We start from the raw sequence: 16,992 nt of genomic DNA on the forward strand, positions 1-16,992 counted from the left end.
AGCGAAGCAATCCAGTATCTCTCCGCGGATGCATCTCTGGATTGCTTCGCTGCGCTCGCAATGACGGAATTAGCTGGCTATGCTGCCAGCTTCGATAGCGTTGAGGAAACAGCCCATGCAATACCGCCAGCTCGGCCGCACCGGCCTGAAAGTCTCGCCGATCTGTCTGGGCACCATGATGTTCGGCGGGCCGACCGATGAAGCCGCATCAAACCGGATCATCGCGAAAGCGCATGAGGCCGGGATCAATTTCATCGACACGGCGGATGCCTATTCGAAGGGCGCATCCGAGGAGGTCGTCGGCCGCGCCATCGGCAACAACCGGCACGCCTGGGTGCTCGCCACAAAACTCGCCAACCCCATGGGTGACGATCCCAACCGTGTCGGCCTGTCGCGGCGCTGGGTGTTGCAGGCCGCCGATGAGAGCCTGAAGCGGCTCGGCACCGACCACATCGACATCTACTATCTGCACAAGGAAGACCATGCGACACCGCTGGAGGAGACGGTGCGCGCGATGGGCGATCTGATCCGCGCCGGCAAGGTGCGCTATTTCGGCGTCTCGAACTACCGCGCCTGGCGCGTCGCCGAGATCTGCAACATCTGCGACCGGCTCGGCATCGACCGGCCCGCGGTGAGCCAGCCCTATTACAACGCGATGAATCGCATGCCGGAGGTCGAGCACTTCCCGGCCTGTTCCTACTACGGCCTCGGCATCGTGCCCTACAGCCCGCTGGCGCGCGGCGTGCTCACGGGCAAGTACAAGCCCGACGCCGCGCCGGACAAGGAGACACGCGCCGGCCGCAACGACACCCGCATGATGCAGACGGAATGGCGACCGGAATCGCTCCAGCTCGCGCAGGAGATCAAGACCCACGCCGAGAAGAAAGGCATCACCGCCGGCCAGTTCGCGGTCGCCTGGGTGCTGAACTCCGCCTTTGTCAGCTCGATCGTCGCCGGCCCACGCACCGAGGAGCAGTGGGACGGCTACATCCGCGCGCTCGACTACCGCTTCACGGCGAATGACGAGGCGCTGATCGACCGGCTGGTCGTGCCGGGCCATCCCTCGACGCCGGGCTACAACGACCCCGCCTATCCGATCGAGGGACGCCGCGCGCGGACGGCTTGAGAGCTGAAGACGATGACGGCGCACGAAGACCGCTACGGCCTTTCACTCTCGACGTCTTCGCACGAGGCGGCAAGCGCCTATCGCGAAGGCGTCGATCTCATGCTGGCCGGTTGGACCGGTACGGCGGAGGCGCTGGAACGCGCGATTGCGGCCGATCCGGATTTCGCGCTTCCCCATATCGCCCGCGCCCGCGTGCATGCCTTCTATCAGCAGGGCGACCTCGCGCGGCAGAAGGCGGCACGCGCGCGCGAGCTCACAGCGAAACGCGGCACGGAGCGCGAGCGCTCGCATGTCGAGACGCTGGCGCTTGCGATCGAGGGCCGGCTGCCCGAGGCCATCGCATCGACGCTGAAGCATGTCGAGAGCTGGCCGCGCGACGCTGTGGTGCTGTCGCTGCCGCTCGGCGCGTTCGGCCTGTTCGCGTTTTCCGGCATGCCCGATCACGACCGCGCCCGGCACGAGCTGTGCGAGCGCGTCGCGCAGCATTATGGCGAGGACTGGTGGTTTCTCACCATGTCCGGCTGGGCGATGACGGAGAATGGCGACGTCGCGCGCGGCCGCGGCGTCACCGAGCGCGGTTTTGACCTGCGCCGCCAGAATGCCCACGCCGCGCACGCCGTGCTGCATGCGATGTTCGAGGACGGCTCGATCGACGCGGCTGACCGTCTCGTCGACGCATGGATCCCCTCTTACGACCGTACCGGCATCCTGCACGGCCATATTCGCTGGCACCAGGCGCTCGGCGCGCTCGAGCATGGCGATGCGGCGCGCGCGCTTGCGATCTATGCCGACGTACTTCGGCCCTCCGCCACGAAGGCGCCGCCGCTCAACGTCGTCACCGACGGCGCCTCGCTGCTCTGGCGCCTGTCGGCTTACGGCCACACCGTGCCGGAAGCGCTCTGGCTCGAGGCCGATGCCACCGCGCAAAAACTGTTTCCAAAATCGAGCCTGCCCTTTGCCGACGTCCACATGGCACTGTTCGCTGCGGCGACGCAGAACCAGGAGGCGCTCGCCGCGCGCCTCGCGGCGATCGAGCAGCGGCTCGGCGACGGCAGGCTGCCGGCCGGTCCCGTGGTGCCGGCAATCTGCCGTGCGCTCGTGGCCTTTGCCCGCGAGGATTACACCTCATGCGTGCGAACGCTCGGGCCCGTCCTCGGCGAGGTCGTGCGCATCGGCGGCAGCCATGCCCAGCGCGAACTGATCGAGGATACCTACATCGTCGCGCTCATGCGCAGCGGCGAGCTGCCCCGCGCCCGCGCGCTGCTCGACGCCCGCCTGCACCGCCGGCCCTCGCTTCGCGATACGCGCTGGCAGGCGGCGACCGTTTAGCTCTGCCACGAAAAAAACATCGGTCTGGCAGCAAGTGGCCTGCTAGGACGGGATGGGGCGATCGGATGAATCGCCGATGGGTGGTGCGGTGGTATTCCAGTCGGGTTTAGCTGAACAAACGGGATCGCAACCAATTTGTGGTTCGCTCGTTGTTGAGCGGAACTTTTCCGCCGCCGTGGCCCCCTGGCATACGAGCCTGATGATGCGCCTCCGCCGACCGGTCCTCGCCGCGGCCCTCGCGACTCTCGCAAGCCCTTGTTTTGCCGAGTCTTCCGCGCCCATCCCCGTCAACAACCCGCCGGCGCAGAACGCCTTCATCGACCTGCTGGCGCTGATGTCGGGCCACTGCAAGACGCTGAAGGTCGCGGGGCGCACCTTCGCGTGCAAGACGGTGGCTTACGCCCATGGTGACAAGGGCCGGGTCAATTTCGCGGTCGCCGTCGACGATCCCTCCGACGCCAACCATGTCGTGTCGTTCTCCGGCGAGAACGGCCAGCGCGCGGACGACAATTCCTACGAGCTGCGAATCGACCGCATGCTGCTCAATTCCAAGGACCGGCCCAAGGTCGACGGCCTGCCGGTGCCGGCCGAGCAGACCTCGACCGGCGTCTGCCGCCAGACCGGCAATTTCGCCGCAAGGAAGGTGACGGACGTCACCTGCACGGCGACCGACAGCGAGGGCCGCCGATACGAGCTGCTGTTCGTCTCCGACGGCAAGCCGGTGAGCGTACGTCGCATCCGGCAATCGTCGCCATCGATCCAGGATCCGTTCAAGTAACGGCATCATCCGCTGCTGCCGGCATGTATGATCGCGCCATGCTTTGGAGCGATTCATGACGCGCGACCGCCTGTTTCTGCTGCGCCCTGGCTTCGAGGACCCCGCCTTTCCGGGTCAGCGCTTCTATTGCTGGCATTGCGCGCTGATCGAGGGCGTGCTCGCCTCGTTTCCGCAGCTCGCCGAACAGCTCGACGTTGAGCGCATCGCATGGCCGCGGCCAAGGCTGCCGGTGATCGCGCTGGTCGGCGAGGAGAACCAGTCGCTGCCGCTGCTCGTGCTGGCCGACGGGACGACGTCGCCGCATCAGACCGGCAGTCACCACGGCCGCACCTTCATTGCCGACAAGGACGCGATCCTCGCCGCGCTCACTGAACGCCACGGGTTTCCCGATCCGCATCCGTGAGGGCCGAGCACGCGCGCAGCTCTCCGTGTCCCGGACGCAGTGCGGCGCGTAGCGCCGCTCCGCAGAGCCGGGGCACGAGAGCTGTCGCGAAACGAGGGAAAATCGACATTGCCTGCCACGTCGGTCGCCCCGCATACTTCGCGCAGCAAGCAAGTCTGGAAGCCGCTCCTTATGTCCCACTCCCTCCCCGCCCTCGTCGTCGTCGACGTCCAGCGCGCATTCGACGAATGGGAGGCGGCCGGCAAGCGGCGCAACAATCCGGACGCGGTGGCGCGCATCGCCGATCTGCTGAAGGCATTCAGGAAGCGCGGCGCGCCGATCTTCCACATCCGCCACGAGGGCACGAAGCCGAATTCGTCGTTCCTGCCGCAAAGCTCCGGCTACGCGGTCAAGGACGAGGCGCGCGAAGCGCCGGGCGAGGCGGTGGTCGTCAAGCGCGTCAACAGCGCCTTCATCGGCACCGATCTCGAGACACGCCTGCGCGCAGGCAACATCACGACGCTGGTAATCTGCGGCGCCACCACCAATCATTGCGTCGAGACGACGACGCGGATGGCCGGCAATCTCGGCTTCGACGCGAGCCTCGTGCGCGATGCGACCTGGACCTTCGACCGGATCGGACCAGATGGCGACAAGCATTCGGCTGAAGAAATTCATGCGATGACGCTGTCGAATCTCAACGACGAATTTGCGCGCATCGTCGCCGCCGCCGACGTGATCGCTTCGCTCGAAGCGATGCGACAATAGATCGCGCCACATCATTCACACGTCGATCGGAACTACGTCTGCGTCGTTTCGACGCCCGCACTGGCCGGAACGCAGCGGACAGCCATCTGTTATCACGCGACTTCTCAACTGGAGTGATGACATGAAGTATCTCTTTGTCGCGATGGCTGTAGGTGCTGCGGCGCTCGCCGGCGGATCCACGGCCAACGCGGCGGGCAAGGCCAGCGCGAAGCAGAACGCGCCAGCCGGCCAGTCCACCGACATCAGCGCGCAGCACAGGCACCACCACCACGGCCATCGCCATCACCAATGGCGCCATCACCACCACGGCTATTATCGTCCGCACTACCGGAACTATGGCTATTACCCGCGGCACCACGGCTATTACGGCGGCGGACCGTACGGCTATTATGGTGGCGGAGGTCCCGGCGTGACGTTCAGCTTCGGCGGCGGCCGCTGGTGAGAGTTAAGGCCCGCCTTGTGCGGGCCTTTTTTCATCCCCGCAAAATCATCTCTGCGGTCTCCAGCCCGCTCGCCAGCGCCGCCTCGACTGTCCCCATGTCGCGGCCGCGATAGAGCGCTTCGCCGGAGAACAGTACCGGACCGTCGGCGCGCGCAAGGATCGCCTGGGCCTCGCGCGTCCGCGGCGTCGCCCAGGAATAGGCGCCGCGGGCGAAGGGATCGTGCAGCCAGTTGGTCGCCGCAGCCGCCACGAGATCGCGCGCGATGTCGTCGCGCGACACGCCGAAGATGACCGCAAGCGAATCGACCCCGGCATCGATCAGCCCTTGCCGATCGAGCTTCGCAAGCTCGGCCGTGCGCGGCCCGCCGAACCAGCCGGTGAGCACGGGATGCTGGTCCGGATGCCGCGTCCACCACACCGGAATCGACTGGTCCGAGAGCAGGAAGGTCATGTCCGCGAGGTCTTCGTTTCGCTCGCGCCACCACGGCCGCGCGAACCGCAGCAGGATTTTTATCACGCTGCCGAAGCCGATATCGTCAGCTGCCGCAGCCTTCGCGCGTGCGGGCTCCGGAAGCGCGATCTCGCGCAACAACGGCAGCGGGACGGTGAGGATCGCGCGATCACAGCCATGCACGTCGCCGCCGGCACAGCGGACGGCCAGCGCGCCGCCCGTCTCCTCGATCGCCGACACCGCGCGGCCGAAGCGAAACGTCACGCCAAGCCCGCGGCACTCGCTCGCCAGAAAATCGATCAGCGCGCCGTAGCCGCCGACGATGCGCGCTTGGGTGTGATGCCCGCCGTCCATCCATTCCTCGCGCAGCGCCAGCGTCGAGGCGCGCTCGGGGTCGGCGGCGTCGTAGCCCTCGACCATGCGCTCGATCGAATGGCGCAGCCGGTCATACCTAGGCCCGGCGAAGTGGCCGCGGAGGAAATCGGCAACCGTGAGATCATCCTTCAACGCCCCTAGCGCGGCGTACAGCTCTGCCTCGTGCGGATCGTGACGGTCTTCGTGGGAGAGCCTCGTGCCGTCAAAGCTCCACTGGGTGCCTTCGATCTCCTGCAGCGACAGCCCCGCCTCGCGCACAAGCTTGCGCGTGACCGGCGCCTCGCCATGGACGAATTCCGCGCCGCCATCGGCGGGGTAGCCGAACTCCGACGCCGGCAGCGGATCGATGCGCCCGCCGCAGCGCTCGCGCGCCTCCAGGATCGTGACCGTCCTGCCCACGCGTGCCAGCTCGCGCGCCGCCATCAGCCCGGCCGCGCCGGCACCGACGATGACGATGTGCTCCAATTGTCCCATGCCGATGCCTTACTTGGGCATCGCTTGCGGGTCGTTCTTGATCAGATACCGCAGCAGCAGAACGCCACTGCCGAGGTCGCGCGTGCTCTCCAGCGTCATCGCGGCGAGCGGCGCGCGCTTGTCGCTGTCCGCGTCCGTCGAATCGAACACGAAGGGTGCGCCCCTGGCGCCATCGATCGCGGGGCTGAGGATCAGGTTGAATTCGTCGATGAGACCGGCGCGCAGGAAGGCCCCATTGGCGACGCCGCCGCCCTCGACCAGCAAGCGCTTCACGCCGAGCTCGCGATTGAGGATGTCCAGCGTCAGCGCCAGGTCGATCTCGGACTTGCCGGCGAAGATGTAGGACACACCCTCGCCGCGCAGCCCGGCCAGATGCGAATCCGGCACGCCCTCGGTCAGCACCACGACGATCGGGTCACCGCCAATGTCTGACCGGCCCCAGCCGATCTTGCCCTGCGCGTCGAGCACGACGCCATAGGTTTTCGCATCGCGCCGCGCGAACCAGCTTTGGCGGGGAAATGTCTCGCCCGCCGTTGCGGGATAGGGCTTGCCCTTGGCGAACTCGGAGCCGGTGACGCGGCCGATCACCCAGGCGTCGCCGCCGAGTTCGTCATGGATCTTCTCGAACCAGTCTGTGCCCGCCCCCTTCGGCCGCCAGCGGCTGGGATGCGTGCGGCCGTCCAGGCTGGAATGCATCAGGCAAATGACGTAGGGCTTCATGCAATTCTCCGGGTACGCTTCAGGCCGCTGATCCATCGCGCCCGGCGCGATCCTTCACGATCACCGCCAGCGGATTGAGCTTGGGCGGCGCGACGAGCTTCAGCGTGTTGCTGTCGTGATGATTGAACGGCGCGCCGCGCACGAACAACTCGGTCTGGATCAGATAGCTCCAGCTTCCGTCATCGTTGAAGGTGATGTCGCAGCGATAGGAATCGGTGCGGAAGGCCTGTTCCAGGAAATCGGTCGAGCAGATTCCGTAAGCCGTGTCGCCGCGCTTCGCCGTGACCGATATCTTCCTGTCATCCGGCCCGGCCTTGCCCGAGGCGAGCAAGACCTGTCCGCGCGGAATCGCGAGCGTCTGCATGATCAGCCCGGTCGCGGGCTCCCACAGCCAATAGCCGACCTGGTCGTGGAAGGTGATGTCTTCCTCGGGCGTGTTGATGTGGATGTGATAGCGCAGCCCGTAAAACAGCTGCGGCCCGTTGGCCTGCGGGTCGATCGGGTCCATGCGGATGCGCTCGATGAAGGTCCGCCGCTCCGGCCCCTCCGCCTTCGGATTGATGTCGATGCCCTTGTCCGCCTGCCAGCTCCCTGCGAGACGGCGGAGCGGGCCGAGATTGGCAAGGCCGTCGGGCGAAACGTCCTCGGGCTCGGTGAAGATGTCGGCGGGAATGGGGAGCATGGGAACCTCGCGTCAAGTTGCGGGGAGCAGCAATAGCACAAGGACGGCGGGAATCGACTGGAATGGAACCAGAGCGCGCGCCGGGTGTTATCTGCGCTTGAGCACGAGCCCTCGAAAGCCGGCTCGAATGGGCAAGGACGCCCGTGTCACGCGTAGCGGGGGATCCGGTGCTGTCTGAGAAGGCTGCTCGGCGGTCGATTGAATTGGGCTTCCTCGCTGACGGAGGCAAGCTGGGCGCGATGATGAGCGCCCGCGACTGGTCGGATTCACCGCTCGGTCATCCCCGCGATTGGTCTCAGGCGCTGAAAACGACGGTCAGCATGCTGCTGGCCGCGCAAGCCCAGATCGTCCTGTTCTGGGGGCCCGACTTCGTCGCGCTCTACAATGACGCCTACGCCCCGGGCATCGGCGCCAATCATCCCCGCGCCCTCGGTCGCCCCGCGATCGAAAACTGGGGCGAGCTGTGGGACGATCTCGAACCGCTGCTATCAGGCGTGCGCCGAACCAGAAAGACATTCGCCGCCAAGGATCGACCGTTCTACGTCGAGCGCCACGGCTACGGCGAAACCAGCTACTGGGACGTCTCCTACTCGGCCGTGCGGGACGATGACGGCTCGGTCGGCGGAGTGCTTTGCATCGTGTCCGAGACGACGGAGCGCGTGCTGGGCGAGACGCGGCTGCGGGCGAGCGAAGCGCGATACAGGGAGCTGACCACGACCCTCGAGCAGCGCGTCGCCGAACGCACCGCCGAGCGTCATTTGCTGGCGACGATCGTGGAAACCACCGACGGACAGATCCAGGCGCTCGATCTCGATTATCGCTGGCTGGCGATCAACACGTCCTGCGCCGATGCCTATCAGCGCATCTACGGCAAGCGGCCGCAGATCGGCGATTCCCTGCAGCAGTTCCTGGCCGACCGGCCCGAGCATCTCGCGGCGGCAACCGCGATCTGGAGCCGGGCGCTGGCCGGCGAAGCCTTCACCAACATCGATGAGTTCGGCGATCCCCGGTTCGACCGCCGCGTCTACGAGATGAAGTTCGAGGCGCTCCGCGCTCCGGACGGCACGCGGATCGGCGCGTTCCTGACCGGGGTCGACGTGACGGATCGCCTGGAGGAGCAGGCGCGGCTCGCGCAGGCCGAGGAAGCGCTCCGCCAGGCCCAGAAGATGGAGGCCATGGGCCAGCTCACGGGCGGCGTCGCGCACGACTTCAACAATCTGCTCACGCCGATCGTCGGCCTGCTCGACCTGTTTCAGCGCAAGGGCATCGGCGGCGAGCGCGAGCATCGCCTCATCGCCGGCGCAGCACAGGCGGCCGAGCGCGCCAAGACGCTGGTTCAGCGCCTGCTCGCTTTCGCGCGCCGGCAACCGCTTCAGGCCATTCCCGTCAACATTGGTCTCCTCGTTGCCGAGATGGGCGACCTGATCTCGAGCACGACCGGGCCGCAGATCCAGGTGACGGTGGACACGCCGGAAGACCTTCCCGCGGCCATGGCCGATCCCAACCAGATCGAGATGGCGATCCTGAACCTCAGCGTGAACGCCAGGGATGCCATGCCCGGCGGCGGCAAGCTGCGCATCTCGGCGAAGGCCCGGACGATTGGAGACTCTCACAATTCGGAATTGGCACCGGGCGCCTATGTCTGCATCTCCGTCGCCGATACCGGCATCGGCATGGACGAGTTCACACTGGCCCACGCCGTCGAACCGTTCTTCTCGACCAAGGGCGTCGGGCGAGGCACCGGTCTTGGCCTCTCGATGGTCCACGGCCTTGCGTCACAGCTCGGCGGCGCGCTGACGATCAGGAGCGCCATGGGGGCTGGGACGACGGTCGAGCTGTGGCTGCCGGTCAGCCACGCCGTCGCGAGCGCCATTGATGCCGTCCCGCAATCAAAACTGCGGCCACAGCCCGTCGGCACGGCTCTGCTGGTGGATGACGAACCGCTGGTGCGCATGAGCACCGCCGAGATGCTGGGCGAGCTCGGCTACAACGTCGTCGAAGCCGCCTCGGCGGAGGACGCGCTTCAGCGCGTCAGGGAAGGCCTGCGGCCGAACCTGCTCGTCACCGACCATTTGATGCCCGGCATGAGCGGAACAGACCTCGGCCTCGCGCTGCGCAATCAATATCCCGAGCTCCAGATCCTCGTCGTGTCAGGCTACGCCAACAACGAGGGCATCACGCCGGACCTGTCGCTGCTGACGAAGCCGTTCCGAAGCGATGAGCTGGCGGCGAGCCTGGCGGGCTTGGCGAAGGCGGGGCGGTAGGCGACGCAAGCGGGCGAGCAGCTCGCATGAGCGAAAGCGACATGCCGGTGCGATGATGTGTATCGGCGATCACGCCGTGATTATCGATGCGCGGGCGACTGTACCCCAGTCCGATCGGAGGAGCCTGGCCTAGCCGACGAACCTCCTCAACCCCAGCCGCATCTACTTCAACGCCAGACTCTGGGCGTGAACTGAGAAGACCGAGGTGGAGGCCCGCCGGTTCACGCTGGCGGGCTCGCTACGTTCTGAGAGCGTCAACCGCGTGGGCGACGAGAACGCCGATGCTGAGTACGATCAGGCAAATAATCGCCGCTTGAAATAACATCGGAGTAAATCCCGTGGGCCAGGGTCGGCTTTTATAAGCCCTCACATTCCGCCAGCATTTGGCCACCCAGAAGGCGCTTCGGTGTCCGCCTCGTTACAAGTATGCAAGGTTCATTGGCCTTGCGCGACGACGTCTCACTCCTTCAAAGCGGTGCGAGAATCTACCAGACGATCAGCAGCACAACGATTACTGACATGGCGTAGATAGTCCTGCGGCCGATCCGGTTCATTCAAGAACCTCATATTCAAACGCCACGCCCTCGGGATCGTTCTCCCCGAACCATGTCTCTGCGGCTCCATCTGGCGCGACATCGGCGCCCGCCTGCCGCAGGCGGCGCAGATGAAACGGGGCTCGATATCCGAAAGCCGTACGTCATCCGGCCAGCGGTCCGCATTCAAGGACACGCAATGGCAATTGTTACGTTTACCTACAAGCGGTTCCGAGCCTGAATAGCATGAGCGCTTTTCGCGCCAGGTAGCATCAATAAACGCCCCAGCGTCTGGCAAGGGCTTTTACTGGCGGTATTCCCCTCGCGCCGCCAGTATATTCACCTCCTCCATCCACGGAGATCGATATGCATCGTGTCGCTCCGCTGCTGACGTTACTCACTGCCGCTGTATTCCTTGCTTTTTTGGAGCCAGTCCGAGCTGCCGAGGCGGATCGATACTGCCTGCGAGGTCGCAATTGGGGCTTTCCGGGCAATTGTCAGTTCGCCACCCGCTCGCAATGCCTGGCTGCTGCTTCTGGCACGAACGCATATTGCGGCATCAACCCGCGCTATGCCGCTCCGCGGCGGCGCTAATCACCGCTCGGAGCTATTCGGCGGCACGGCATGGCAGAAGCAGTCAATCAAGGGAAGGCCCCCGATGCGAAAGCTTGCACTGTTCGTCATCCTGCTCTCGTTCGCAGGAATGGTCCCTTCCAGCGAATCATTTGCTCAGAGTGCGCTTCGAGGTGCCGTCATCGGTGGTGCTGTTGGTGGTCGCCGCGGCGCTGCCATAGGGGCGACGGCCGGAGCCATCGCGGGCGCCCACCGGCGACATCAACATTGGCATCGATATTATTGGAGGAACGGCAACTGCTGGTACCGCTCGACCAGCGGAAGGTCGCACCGCGTGTCGCATCGGTACTGCCGTTGAGCCTTCGCGTAGCGGGCCGTGCGACTGGCCTACAGGAAAGATCGAGAACGGCAACTCAATAAGGGGATCGCAATGTTCTTCGCTCAGGAAGGATTCACATATCGAAATTTTCTGATGGATATAATTGCTGTATTCGCATTTGTCGTTTGGTTCTGGCTGCTCATTGTCATCTATGGCGACCTGTTCAGGCGCCACGACATTTCCGGATGGGGTAAGGCACTGTGGGTGCTTGCACTTGTTCTGACCTCCTACCTCGGCATCTTTGCTTACCTCATCACCCAAGGCAGGGGGATGGCGGAACGCAGCGCTGAGCAGGCTCAGCGGGCGCGCGAGGAATTACGGCACATCGTCGGCTTTAGTGTCGCCGACGAGCTTTCCAAGCTCGATCAGCTCAAAAAATCGGGATCTATAACCGATACCGAGTACGGGCGCCTTCGCACCAAGCTGGTCTCCTAACCATCGGTGAGGGAAGCGGGGAGGCCCATGATGTTCGCAAAGCCTTTTGGCACCGTTGGAGCTCTTATTGCTGGCTTTGCAATTGCGTGGACTGAAAGCGCGCATGCGGAAATATTCATAACAACCGCCACCATATCGCAGGGCGAGTTGGTCATCGTCGGAAGAGTAAGACGGCCCCGCGAGTCCGGCGTGGAAATCAAGATCAGTCCGAGCAAAACCGTGAAAGTCGAGAGCACTTCGACCGGAGGATTTCGGTGGATTGGACCGGAGTTTCCATCGACTTGTATCGTAAAGATCACGTCCGGACCGGATACGAGAGACGTGGTGATACAGAATTGCGGCCTCCCCGGGCCAGCGGGTCCTCCAGGGCCGGCCGGACCTGCGGGCCCGATCGGACCGCCCGGGCCCAAAGGGAATTAGAAGGCAGACTTCGTCTTGCGGGTTTGCAGGTTGCCCACCGGATCGCTCTCGCATCAACCATCGAGGTGCGCGGGCGACTGTGCCCAGTCCGATCGGAGGAGGCTGGCCTAGCCGACGAGCCTCCTCAACCCCCAGCCGCCCCTACTTCAACGCCAGTCTGCTGCAATACGCCGAGGTCTCGCCCGATCGCCAGCCGGTGACCCGTCCGGCTTCCTTGCACTCGTCGTAAGTCTTGAAGTTGCCGACGTTCCGGCACGTGAAGGAGTACACGCCGCCCGAAGCGTTGCAGCCGACCCAGGGCTGATTTCCCGTCTTGAAGCTCGATTGGCAACCGCCGGCACAGCTGCTCGTTTCGCGTTCGAGCTTGGCGAGCCTCGCGGCATCCGACATCGGCGCCGCCACGGCCGTCGATGTGGCTGGCGATGTCCGATACCCGGTGCTGCGGATGGCCACGTGATGCGTTGGCTTGTGCGGCCTCGCCACCTGTCTCGGCGCGTCGACCGTGATGCTGGGAAGCTGAGTCTCGGTGGGCGTCGGTTGAGACATTGCCGTGCCGCTCAGGCCGCACAGCAACAGTGCAATCGATGGGAATGTGACAGCGGGACGCGCAACGAAGCGTGACGACAACGTCATGGCCATGTCCTTCCAGATGCGGAGGGACAGTCCATTCCATCCCCCGAGACGAGGATATCACGCGCCGATTGAAGTTGCATCGCCGAACCCTGCAACTTGATTCGGCCGCTCTCGTCATCCGCCCGTGGTGATCAACCACTGGAAGAACGTCATCAGAACGGCGACCGCGATGGCGACGACGATGAGGTTTGGCTCCTGGAGCGGGCGGAAATCATCGTTGCATTCCGCCTTGAAGCGGGCGCAGCCATGAATGAGCATCGTCAGCAGCACCGCGCCCGCTAAACCAAAGTTCGCGCTCAGCCACGGTGGCGTTCCTGGAATAGGCCGGAGAAATTGGCGTCAGCGGATGCCGGAGAACGAGGGCAAACACCAGGATGGTGCCCAGGGGCGGAATCGAACCACCGACACTGCGATTTTCAGTCGCATGCTCTACCAACTGAGCTACCTGGGCGTGCTCCAAAGAGGGGCCAAGGCCCATCGAGCGGGCGGTTTATAGTGGGCTCGGAGCGGCATGTCCACCCGGCTTCGCCAAGTGGCTTCGCCGGGCGCGGCCCGGCTGTGCACAAGGTGGGGCGGGCTTGCTGCGGCTGGTGCGCGGCGAATCGGAAGTCGAAATAAACATCTGATATTATTGGCTATTCTTCGCCATCCGCCTCGTCATCGCGGCCGGGGATGACGTAGGAGCCTTTCAGCCAGCGGTTCAGGTCGACGTCGCGGCAGCGCGAGGAGCAGAACGGGCGGGTGGCTTCCGACTGCGGCTTGCCGCAGATCGGGCAGGTTTTGAGCGGGCCGGCGGGCTTTTTGACGTGGTCGTCCATGATGTCGGCAGCTTACTCGGGGTGAAGGCGTTCAAGAGCCTGTCGGTAAAGCGGTTCCTCGGGCGGTCGCGCAGGCGTCGCGGGCCGGGTCAAGCGGGCCCATTCTACTGTGCATGGGGTTGTTTTCGAGATTTTTGTCGGCGCGCTAGATGGCCGTGGCGTTGAGCCAGCCGAAGCGGATCGGAAAACCTTCGCCGCCGAGCAGCGTCGTGGTCTCGTAGAGCGGCAGGCCGACGACGTTGCTGTAGGACCCGACCATCTTGACCACGAAGGAGCCGGCGATGCCCTGCACGGCGTAACCGCCGGCTTTGCCGCGCCATTCGCCGGAGCCGATATAGGCTTGGATGTCGTCCTCGGAGAGGCGCTTGAAGCGGACGCGGGTCTCGACCAGGCGCTGGCGGAAGGCCTCGCGCGGCGTCACCAGGCAGATCGCGGTGTAGACGCGGTGGTTGCGGCCCGACAGCAGCCGCAGGCACTGCGCCGCCTCGTCCACCAGATTGGCCTTGGGCAGGATGCGGCGGCCGACCGCCACAACCGTGTCGGCGGCGAGGATGAAGGCGCCGCGCAGCTCGTCGTCGAGCTGCACCGATTTCAGCGCCGCATCGGCCTTGGCCCTTGCGAGACGGTTGGCGCAGGCGCGCGGCAGCTCGCCCCGCTTCGGCGTCTCGTCGACGTCGGCCGGCCGGAGCGCGTCCGGCTCGATGCCAGCCTGGTTGAGCAGCGACAGGCGCCGCGGCGAACCGGAGGCAAGTACGAATTTGGGGCGGCCGAGCATCAGGTGATTTGGGGGATGAAGCAGGGGATGAATTGCGCGCGGAACCTATCGGAAGGGGGCTGATTTCACAACCCGGGAACCCGGACTTTACTGATTCGAGGCGTCCAACATGCGTGTGCCCTCGGTCTGTGACGCGGGTGTTACGGCTAACCGCTCGCCGCGCCGACCTTCGCAAAACGCCTGCGGATGCGCATCAGGAGCTGGTCGCAGACCTCGCGGTAGGCGGCGAGCTTCTGGTCGCGGGTGCCTTCGATGGTGGTGGGATCCTGCGTCGGCCAGTATTCGACGTCGGCGGCGAGCGTGCGGGTCAGCTCCAGCGCCTTGTGGTGCGCTTCGGGCGAGAGCGTGATGATGAGGTCGAAATTCAGCCCCTCCCAATCCTCCAGCTCCTCGAAGGTCTGCGGCTTGTGGGTGGAGATGTCCTGCCCCAGCTCGTCCATCACGGCGACCACGAAGGGATCGAGCTCGCCTTTCCTGGCGCCGGCCGACTTCACGTAGAGGCCCTGCGGAAACATGTGCCGGAGCAGGCTCTCGGCCATCGGCGAGCGCACGCTGTTCATCGCGCAGGCGAACAGCACCGATTGCGGATCGCGTGCGCGTGGCGGACCCGCCATCGCGCCTAGCCTCTTTTGAAAGAGGGCATGGCCTTGTCGGAAAACCGCTGCACATTTTTCCGGGCCATTAAGCCGTTTGTCTCGCGCATGATCTGGTCCGAAAACCGGTGCCCACTTTTCGGGATCATGCGCCTAACCCTTCCAGTGCAGGACGGTGATGAGCGTGAACAGCCGGCGCGAGGTCTCGAAGTCGACCCGCACCTTGCCCTTCAGCCGCTCCTGGAGCGTGCGCGATCCCTCGTCATGGATGCCGCGGCGGCCCATGTCGATGGCCTCGATCTTGTCCGGCGTAGCTGTCCGGATCGCCTGATAGTAGCTGTCGCAGATCATGAAATAGTCCTTCACGATCCGCCGGAACGGCGTCAGCGACAACAGATGCGCGACCACGGGCGTGCCTTCCTCGCGGCGAATGTCGAACATCAGCCGGCTGCCGGTGATGCCGATATGCAGCGTGAACGGCCCCTTCCCGTCGGCGCCATCGGGCGCGAACAAATTCTGCTCGATCAGATCGTAGATCGCGATCGCGCGCTCGTGCTCGATGTCCGGCCCGGAACGGCCGATCGAGTCCTCGTCGAGGGTGACCGCGACGATGCGATTGGTCGAGTCGTCCTGTTCGGGCGGCTGGGTCATGACAGATTGAGGCGCAATCCAATCGAGCGCGAATGAGCGTCCAGCCCCTCCGCTTGTCCGAGCGTCATCGCGGCAGGTCCGAGCGCACGCAGCTGGTCCGGACCGCATTTCAGGATTGAGGTGCGCTTCATGAAGTCGGCAACTCCGAGGCCTGAGGAGAACCGCGCCGAGCGCGCCGTCGGCAGCACGTGGTTGGAGCCGCCGACATAGTCGCCGATCGCCTCCGGCGTATGCGCCCCGAGGAACACCGCGCCGGCGTTGCGGATCTTTCCGGCAAGCGCGTCGGGATCATCAGTCATGATCTCGAGATGCTCGGCCGCGATCGCATCCGCGAGCGGAATGGCGTCGGCAAGATTCTTGACCATGATGATGGCGCCGAAATCGGCCCACGACGTGCCGGCGATCGCGGCGCGCGGCAATGTCTTCAGTTGCGCTTCGACGGCCTTTTCGACATCCGCGGCGAGACGCGCGGAATCCGTGATCAGGATCGATTGCGCGCTGGCATCATGCTCGGCCTGCGCCAGCAGATCAGCGGCGATCCAGTCGGCATTGCCGGTGTCGTCGGCAATCACCAGCACCTCGGAGGGTCCCGCGATCATATCGATACCGACCTTGCCGAACACCAGGCGCTTTGCGGCGGCGACATAGGCGTTGCCGGGGCCGACGATCTTGGCCACCGGCGCGATCGTGGCGGTACCGTGCGCGAGCGCCGCCACGGCCTGCGCGCCGCCGACCCGGTAGATCTCGCTGACGCCGCCAAGCGAAGCGGCCGCCAGCACCAGCGGGTTGAGCTTGCCGTCCGGTGACGGCACCACCATGACGAGGCGCGCGACGCCGGCGACCTTCGCGGGGACCGCGTTCATTAGCACCGAGGACGGATAGGCCGCGGTGCCGCCGGGCACATAGAGGCCCGCGGATTCGATCGCGGTATAGCGCCAGCCGAGCTCGACACCGAGCGGATCGGTGAAGCGCTCGTCCTTCGGAAGCTGGCGGCGGTGATAGGTCTCGATGCGGTCGCGCGCGAGCTTGAGCGCATCCAGTGTCGCGGCATCGCAGGCCTTGACGGCCGTCTCGATTTCGGCGGCGGTGACGCGCAGGCCGGATGCATCCAGCTTCAGCCGGTCGAACTTTGCCGTGGCCTCGAGCAGGGCCGCATCGCCCCGCCGGGCGACGTCGTCGACGATGGTGCGCACGACGGCCTCGACGTCGGCCGAGACCTCGCGCTTGGCGGCGAGGAAGGCCGCGAATCGCTGGTCAAAATCGGCGCTGCTGCGGTCGAGACGAACGGGCATTTTTGGCTTGGCTTCCGGCTGGTCTTTGGGGCGGATTGGCTCACCCGACCCCCTGCTCAATGGCGCGGCGGGGAAGCTGCGTCAACCCTCGGGAGATGC

Annotated in this window: 20 protein-coding genes and 1 tRNA gene; 9 read left to right on the top strand and 12 right to left on the bottom strand. The window is 65.2% G+C overall.

The annotated features are described in order from the left end of the window. Positions 1-115 precede the first annotated feature (115 nt). From AB7290_RS39705 to AB7290_RS39730, 6 genes are all read left to right on the top strand, one after another. Positions 116-1,126: an aldo/keto reductase gene (locus AB7290_RS39705; RefSeq protein WP_085400928.1), complete on the top strand. Its 1,011-nt coding sequence runs from the start codon at positions 116-118 to the stop codon at positions 1,124-1,126. 12 nt (positions 1,127-1,138) lie between these two features. Beyond that, on the top strand, positions 1,139-2,455 hold the full coding sequence (locus AB7290_RS39710) for a tetratricopeptide repeat protein (RefSeq protein ID WP_085400926.1): 1,317 nt from the start codon (positions 1,139-1,141) through the stop codon (positions 2,453-2,455). 202 nt (positions 2,456-2,657) lie between these two features. After that, on the top strand, positions 2,658-3,233 hold the full coding sequence (locus tag AB7290_RS39715; RefSeq protein WP_071917092.1) for a hypothetical protein: 576 nt from the start codon (positions 2,658-2,660) through the stop codon (positions 3,231-3,233). A 55-nt stretch (positions 3,234-3,288) separates the two neighbouring features. Further along, a complete protein-coding gene (locus tag AB7290_RS39720) occupies positions 3,289-3,636 on the top strand; it encodes a DUF3088 domain-containing protein (protein WP_085400925.1) in 348 nt (115 codons plus the stop codon). A 171-nt stretch (positions 3,637-3,807) separates the two neighbouring features. Beyond that, positions 3,808-4,383, top strand: a complete 576-nt coding sequence (locus AB7290_RS39725) for a cysteine hydrolase family protein (protein WP_085400923.1) — start codon at positions 3,808-3,810, stop codon at positions 4,381-4,383. A 121-nt stretch (positions 4,384-4,504) separates the two neighbouring features. Next, positions 4,505-4,825 (top strand): hypothetical protein, encoded by a 321-nt coding sequence (locus AB7290_RS39730; RefSeq protein WP_085400922.1) that lies wholly within the window; start codon positions 4,505-4,507, stop codon positions 4,823-4,825. A gap of 31 nt (positions 4,826-4,856) precedes the next feature. Here the strand turns inward: AB7290_RS39730 and AB7290_RS39735 are convergent, their stop codons facing one another. The 3 genes from AB7290_RS39735 to AB7290_RS39745 are packed head-to-tail and all read right to left on the bottom strand — an operon-like array spanning position 4,857 to position 7,527. Beyond that, entirely contained in the window at positions 4,857-6,125 is a 1,269-nt protein-coding gene (locus tag AB7290_RS39735; protein ID WP_135215754.1) for a flavin monoamine oxidase family protein, read from the bottom strand. 9 nt (positions 6,126-6,134) lie between these two features. Then, positions 6,135-6,845, bottom strand: a complete 711-nt coding sequence (locus AB7290_RS39740) for a RibD family protein (RefSeq protein ID WP_085400920.1) — start codon at positions 6,843-6,845, stop codon at positions 6,135-6,137. 19 nt (positions 6,846-6,864) lie between these two features. Then, complete coding sequence (locus tag AB7290_RS39745) at positions 6,865-7,527, bottom strand: FABP family protein (RefSeq protein WP_063985871.1); 663 nt, start codon at positions 7,525-7,527, stop codon at positions 6,865-6,867. A gap of 143 nt (positions 7,528-7,670) precedes the next feature. Between AB7290_RS39745 and AB7290_RS39750 the strand changes: the two genes are divergently transcribed. Together AB7290_RS39750 and AB7290_RS39755 are read left to right on the top strand one after the other, a co-directional pair. Continuing rightward, a complete protein-coding gene (locus AB7290_RS39750) occupies positions 7,671-9,791 on the top strand; it encodes an ATP-binding protein (protein ID WP_085400919.1) in 2,121 nt (706 codons plus the stop codon). A gap of 899 nt (positions 9,792-10,690) precedes the next feature. Continuing rightward, on the top strand, positions 10,691-10,918 hold the full coding sequence (locus AB7290_RS39755; protein ID WP_085400918.1) for a DUF3551 domain-containing protein: 228 nt from the start codon (positions 10,691-10,693) through the stop codon (positions 10,916-10,918). A 127-nt stretch (positions 10,919-11,045) separates the two neighbouring features. On the opposite strand, the gene AB7290_RS39760 is transcribed toward AB7290_RS39755, so the two are convergent. Beyond that, complete coding sequence (locus tag AB7290_RS39760) at positions 11,046-11,171, bottom strand: hypothetical protein (RefSeq protein ID WP_256376437.1); 126 nt, start codon at positions 11,169-11,171, stop codon at positions 11,046-11,048. A 156-nt stretch (positions 11,172-11,327) separates the two neighbouring features. Here AB7290_RS39760 and AB7290_RS39765 point away from each other — a divergent pair, with 156 nt between their 5' ends. Beyond that, positions 11,328-11,711 (top strand): PLDc N-terminal domain-containing protein, encoded by a 384-nt coding sequence (locus AB7290_RS39765; RefSeq protein WP_028147401.1) that lies wholly within the window; start codon positions 11,328-11,330, stop codon positions 11,709-11,711. A 561-nt stretch (positions 11,712-12,272) separates the two neighbouring features. Here the strand turns inward: AB7290_RS39765 and AB7290_RS39770 are convergent. The 8 genes from AB7290_RS39770 to hisD form a co-directional block, all read right to left on the bottom strand. Further along, positions 12,273-12,764, bottom strand: a complete 492-nt coding sequence (locus tag AB7290_RS39770) for a hypothetical protein (RefSeq protein ID WP_441254374.1) — start codon at positions 12,762-12,764, stop codon at positions 12,273-12,275. Positions 12,765-12,878: 114 nt separating this feature from the next. Beyond that, entirely contained in the window at positions 12,879-13,034 is a 156-nt protein-coding gene (locus tag AB7290_RS39775) for a hypothetical protein (protein WP_155794856.1), read from the bottom strand. Positions 13,035-13,139: 105 nt separating this feature from the next. Then, positions 13,140-13,215: transfer RNA gene (locus AB7290_RS39780), tRNA-Phe, on the bottom strand. Between the two features lie 184 nt (positions 13,216-13,399). After that, on the bottom strand, positions 13,400-13,582 hold the full coding sequence (gene yacG / locus AB7290_RS39785; RefSeq protein WP_028151429.1) for a DNA gyrase inhibitor YacG: 183 nt from the start codon (positions 13,580-13,582) through the stop codon (positions 13,400-13,402). A 145-nt stretch (positions 13,583-13,727) separates the two neighbouring features. Then, complete coding sequence (locus tag AB7290_RS39790) at positions 13,728-14,357, bottom strand: Maf-like protein (RefSeq protein ID WP_085400916.1); 630 nt, start codon at positions 14,355-14,357, stop codon at positions 13,728-13,730. Positions 14,358-14,503: 146 nt separating this feature from the next. Continuing rightward, a complete protein-coding gene (locus AB7290_RS39795) occupies positions 14,504-14,971 on the bottom strand; it encodes an arsenate-mycothiol transferase ArsC (RefSeq protein ID WP_085400915.1) in 468 nt (155 codons plus the stop codon). A gap of 132 nt (positions 14,972-15,103) precedes the next feature. Beyond that, positions 15,104-15,601 carry a UPF0262 family protein gene (locus AB7290_RS39800; protein WP_071909262.1) on the bottom strand — a complete coding sequence of 166 codons (498 nt, stop codon included), beginning with the start codon at positions 15,599-15,601 and terminating at the stop codon, positions 15,104-15,106. Continuing rightward, a complete protein-coding gene (gene hisD / locus AB7290_RS39805) occupies positions 15,598-16,893 on the bottom strand; it encodes a histidinol dehydrogenase (protein WP_085400914.1) in 1,296 nt (431 codons plus the stop codon). Before hisD ends, AB7290_RS39800 begins: the two co-directional genes overlap by 4 nt. Positions 16,894-16,992 lie beyond the last annotated feature (99 nt).

Source organism: Bradyrhizobium sp. 613_E4_N2_2 (assembly GCF_052075995.1).
Lineage (GTDB): Bacteria > Pseudomonadota > Alphaproteobacteria > Rhizobiales > Xanthobacteraceae > Bradyrhizobium > Bradyrhizobium barranii.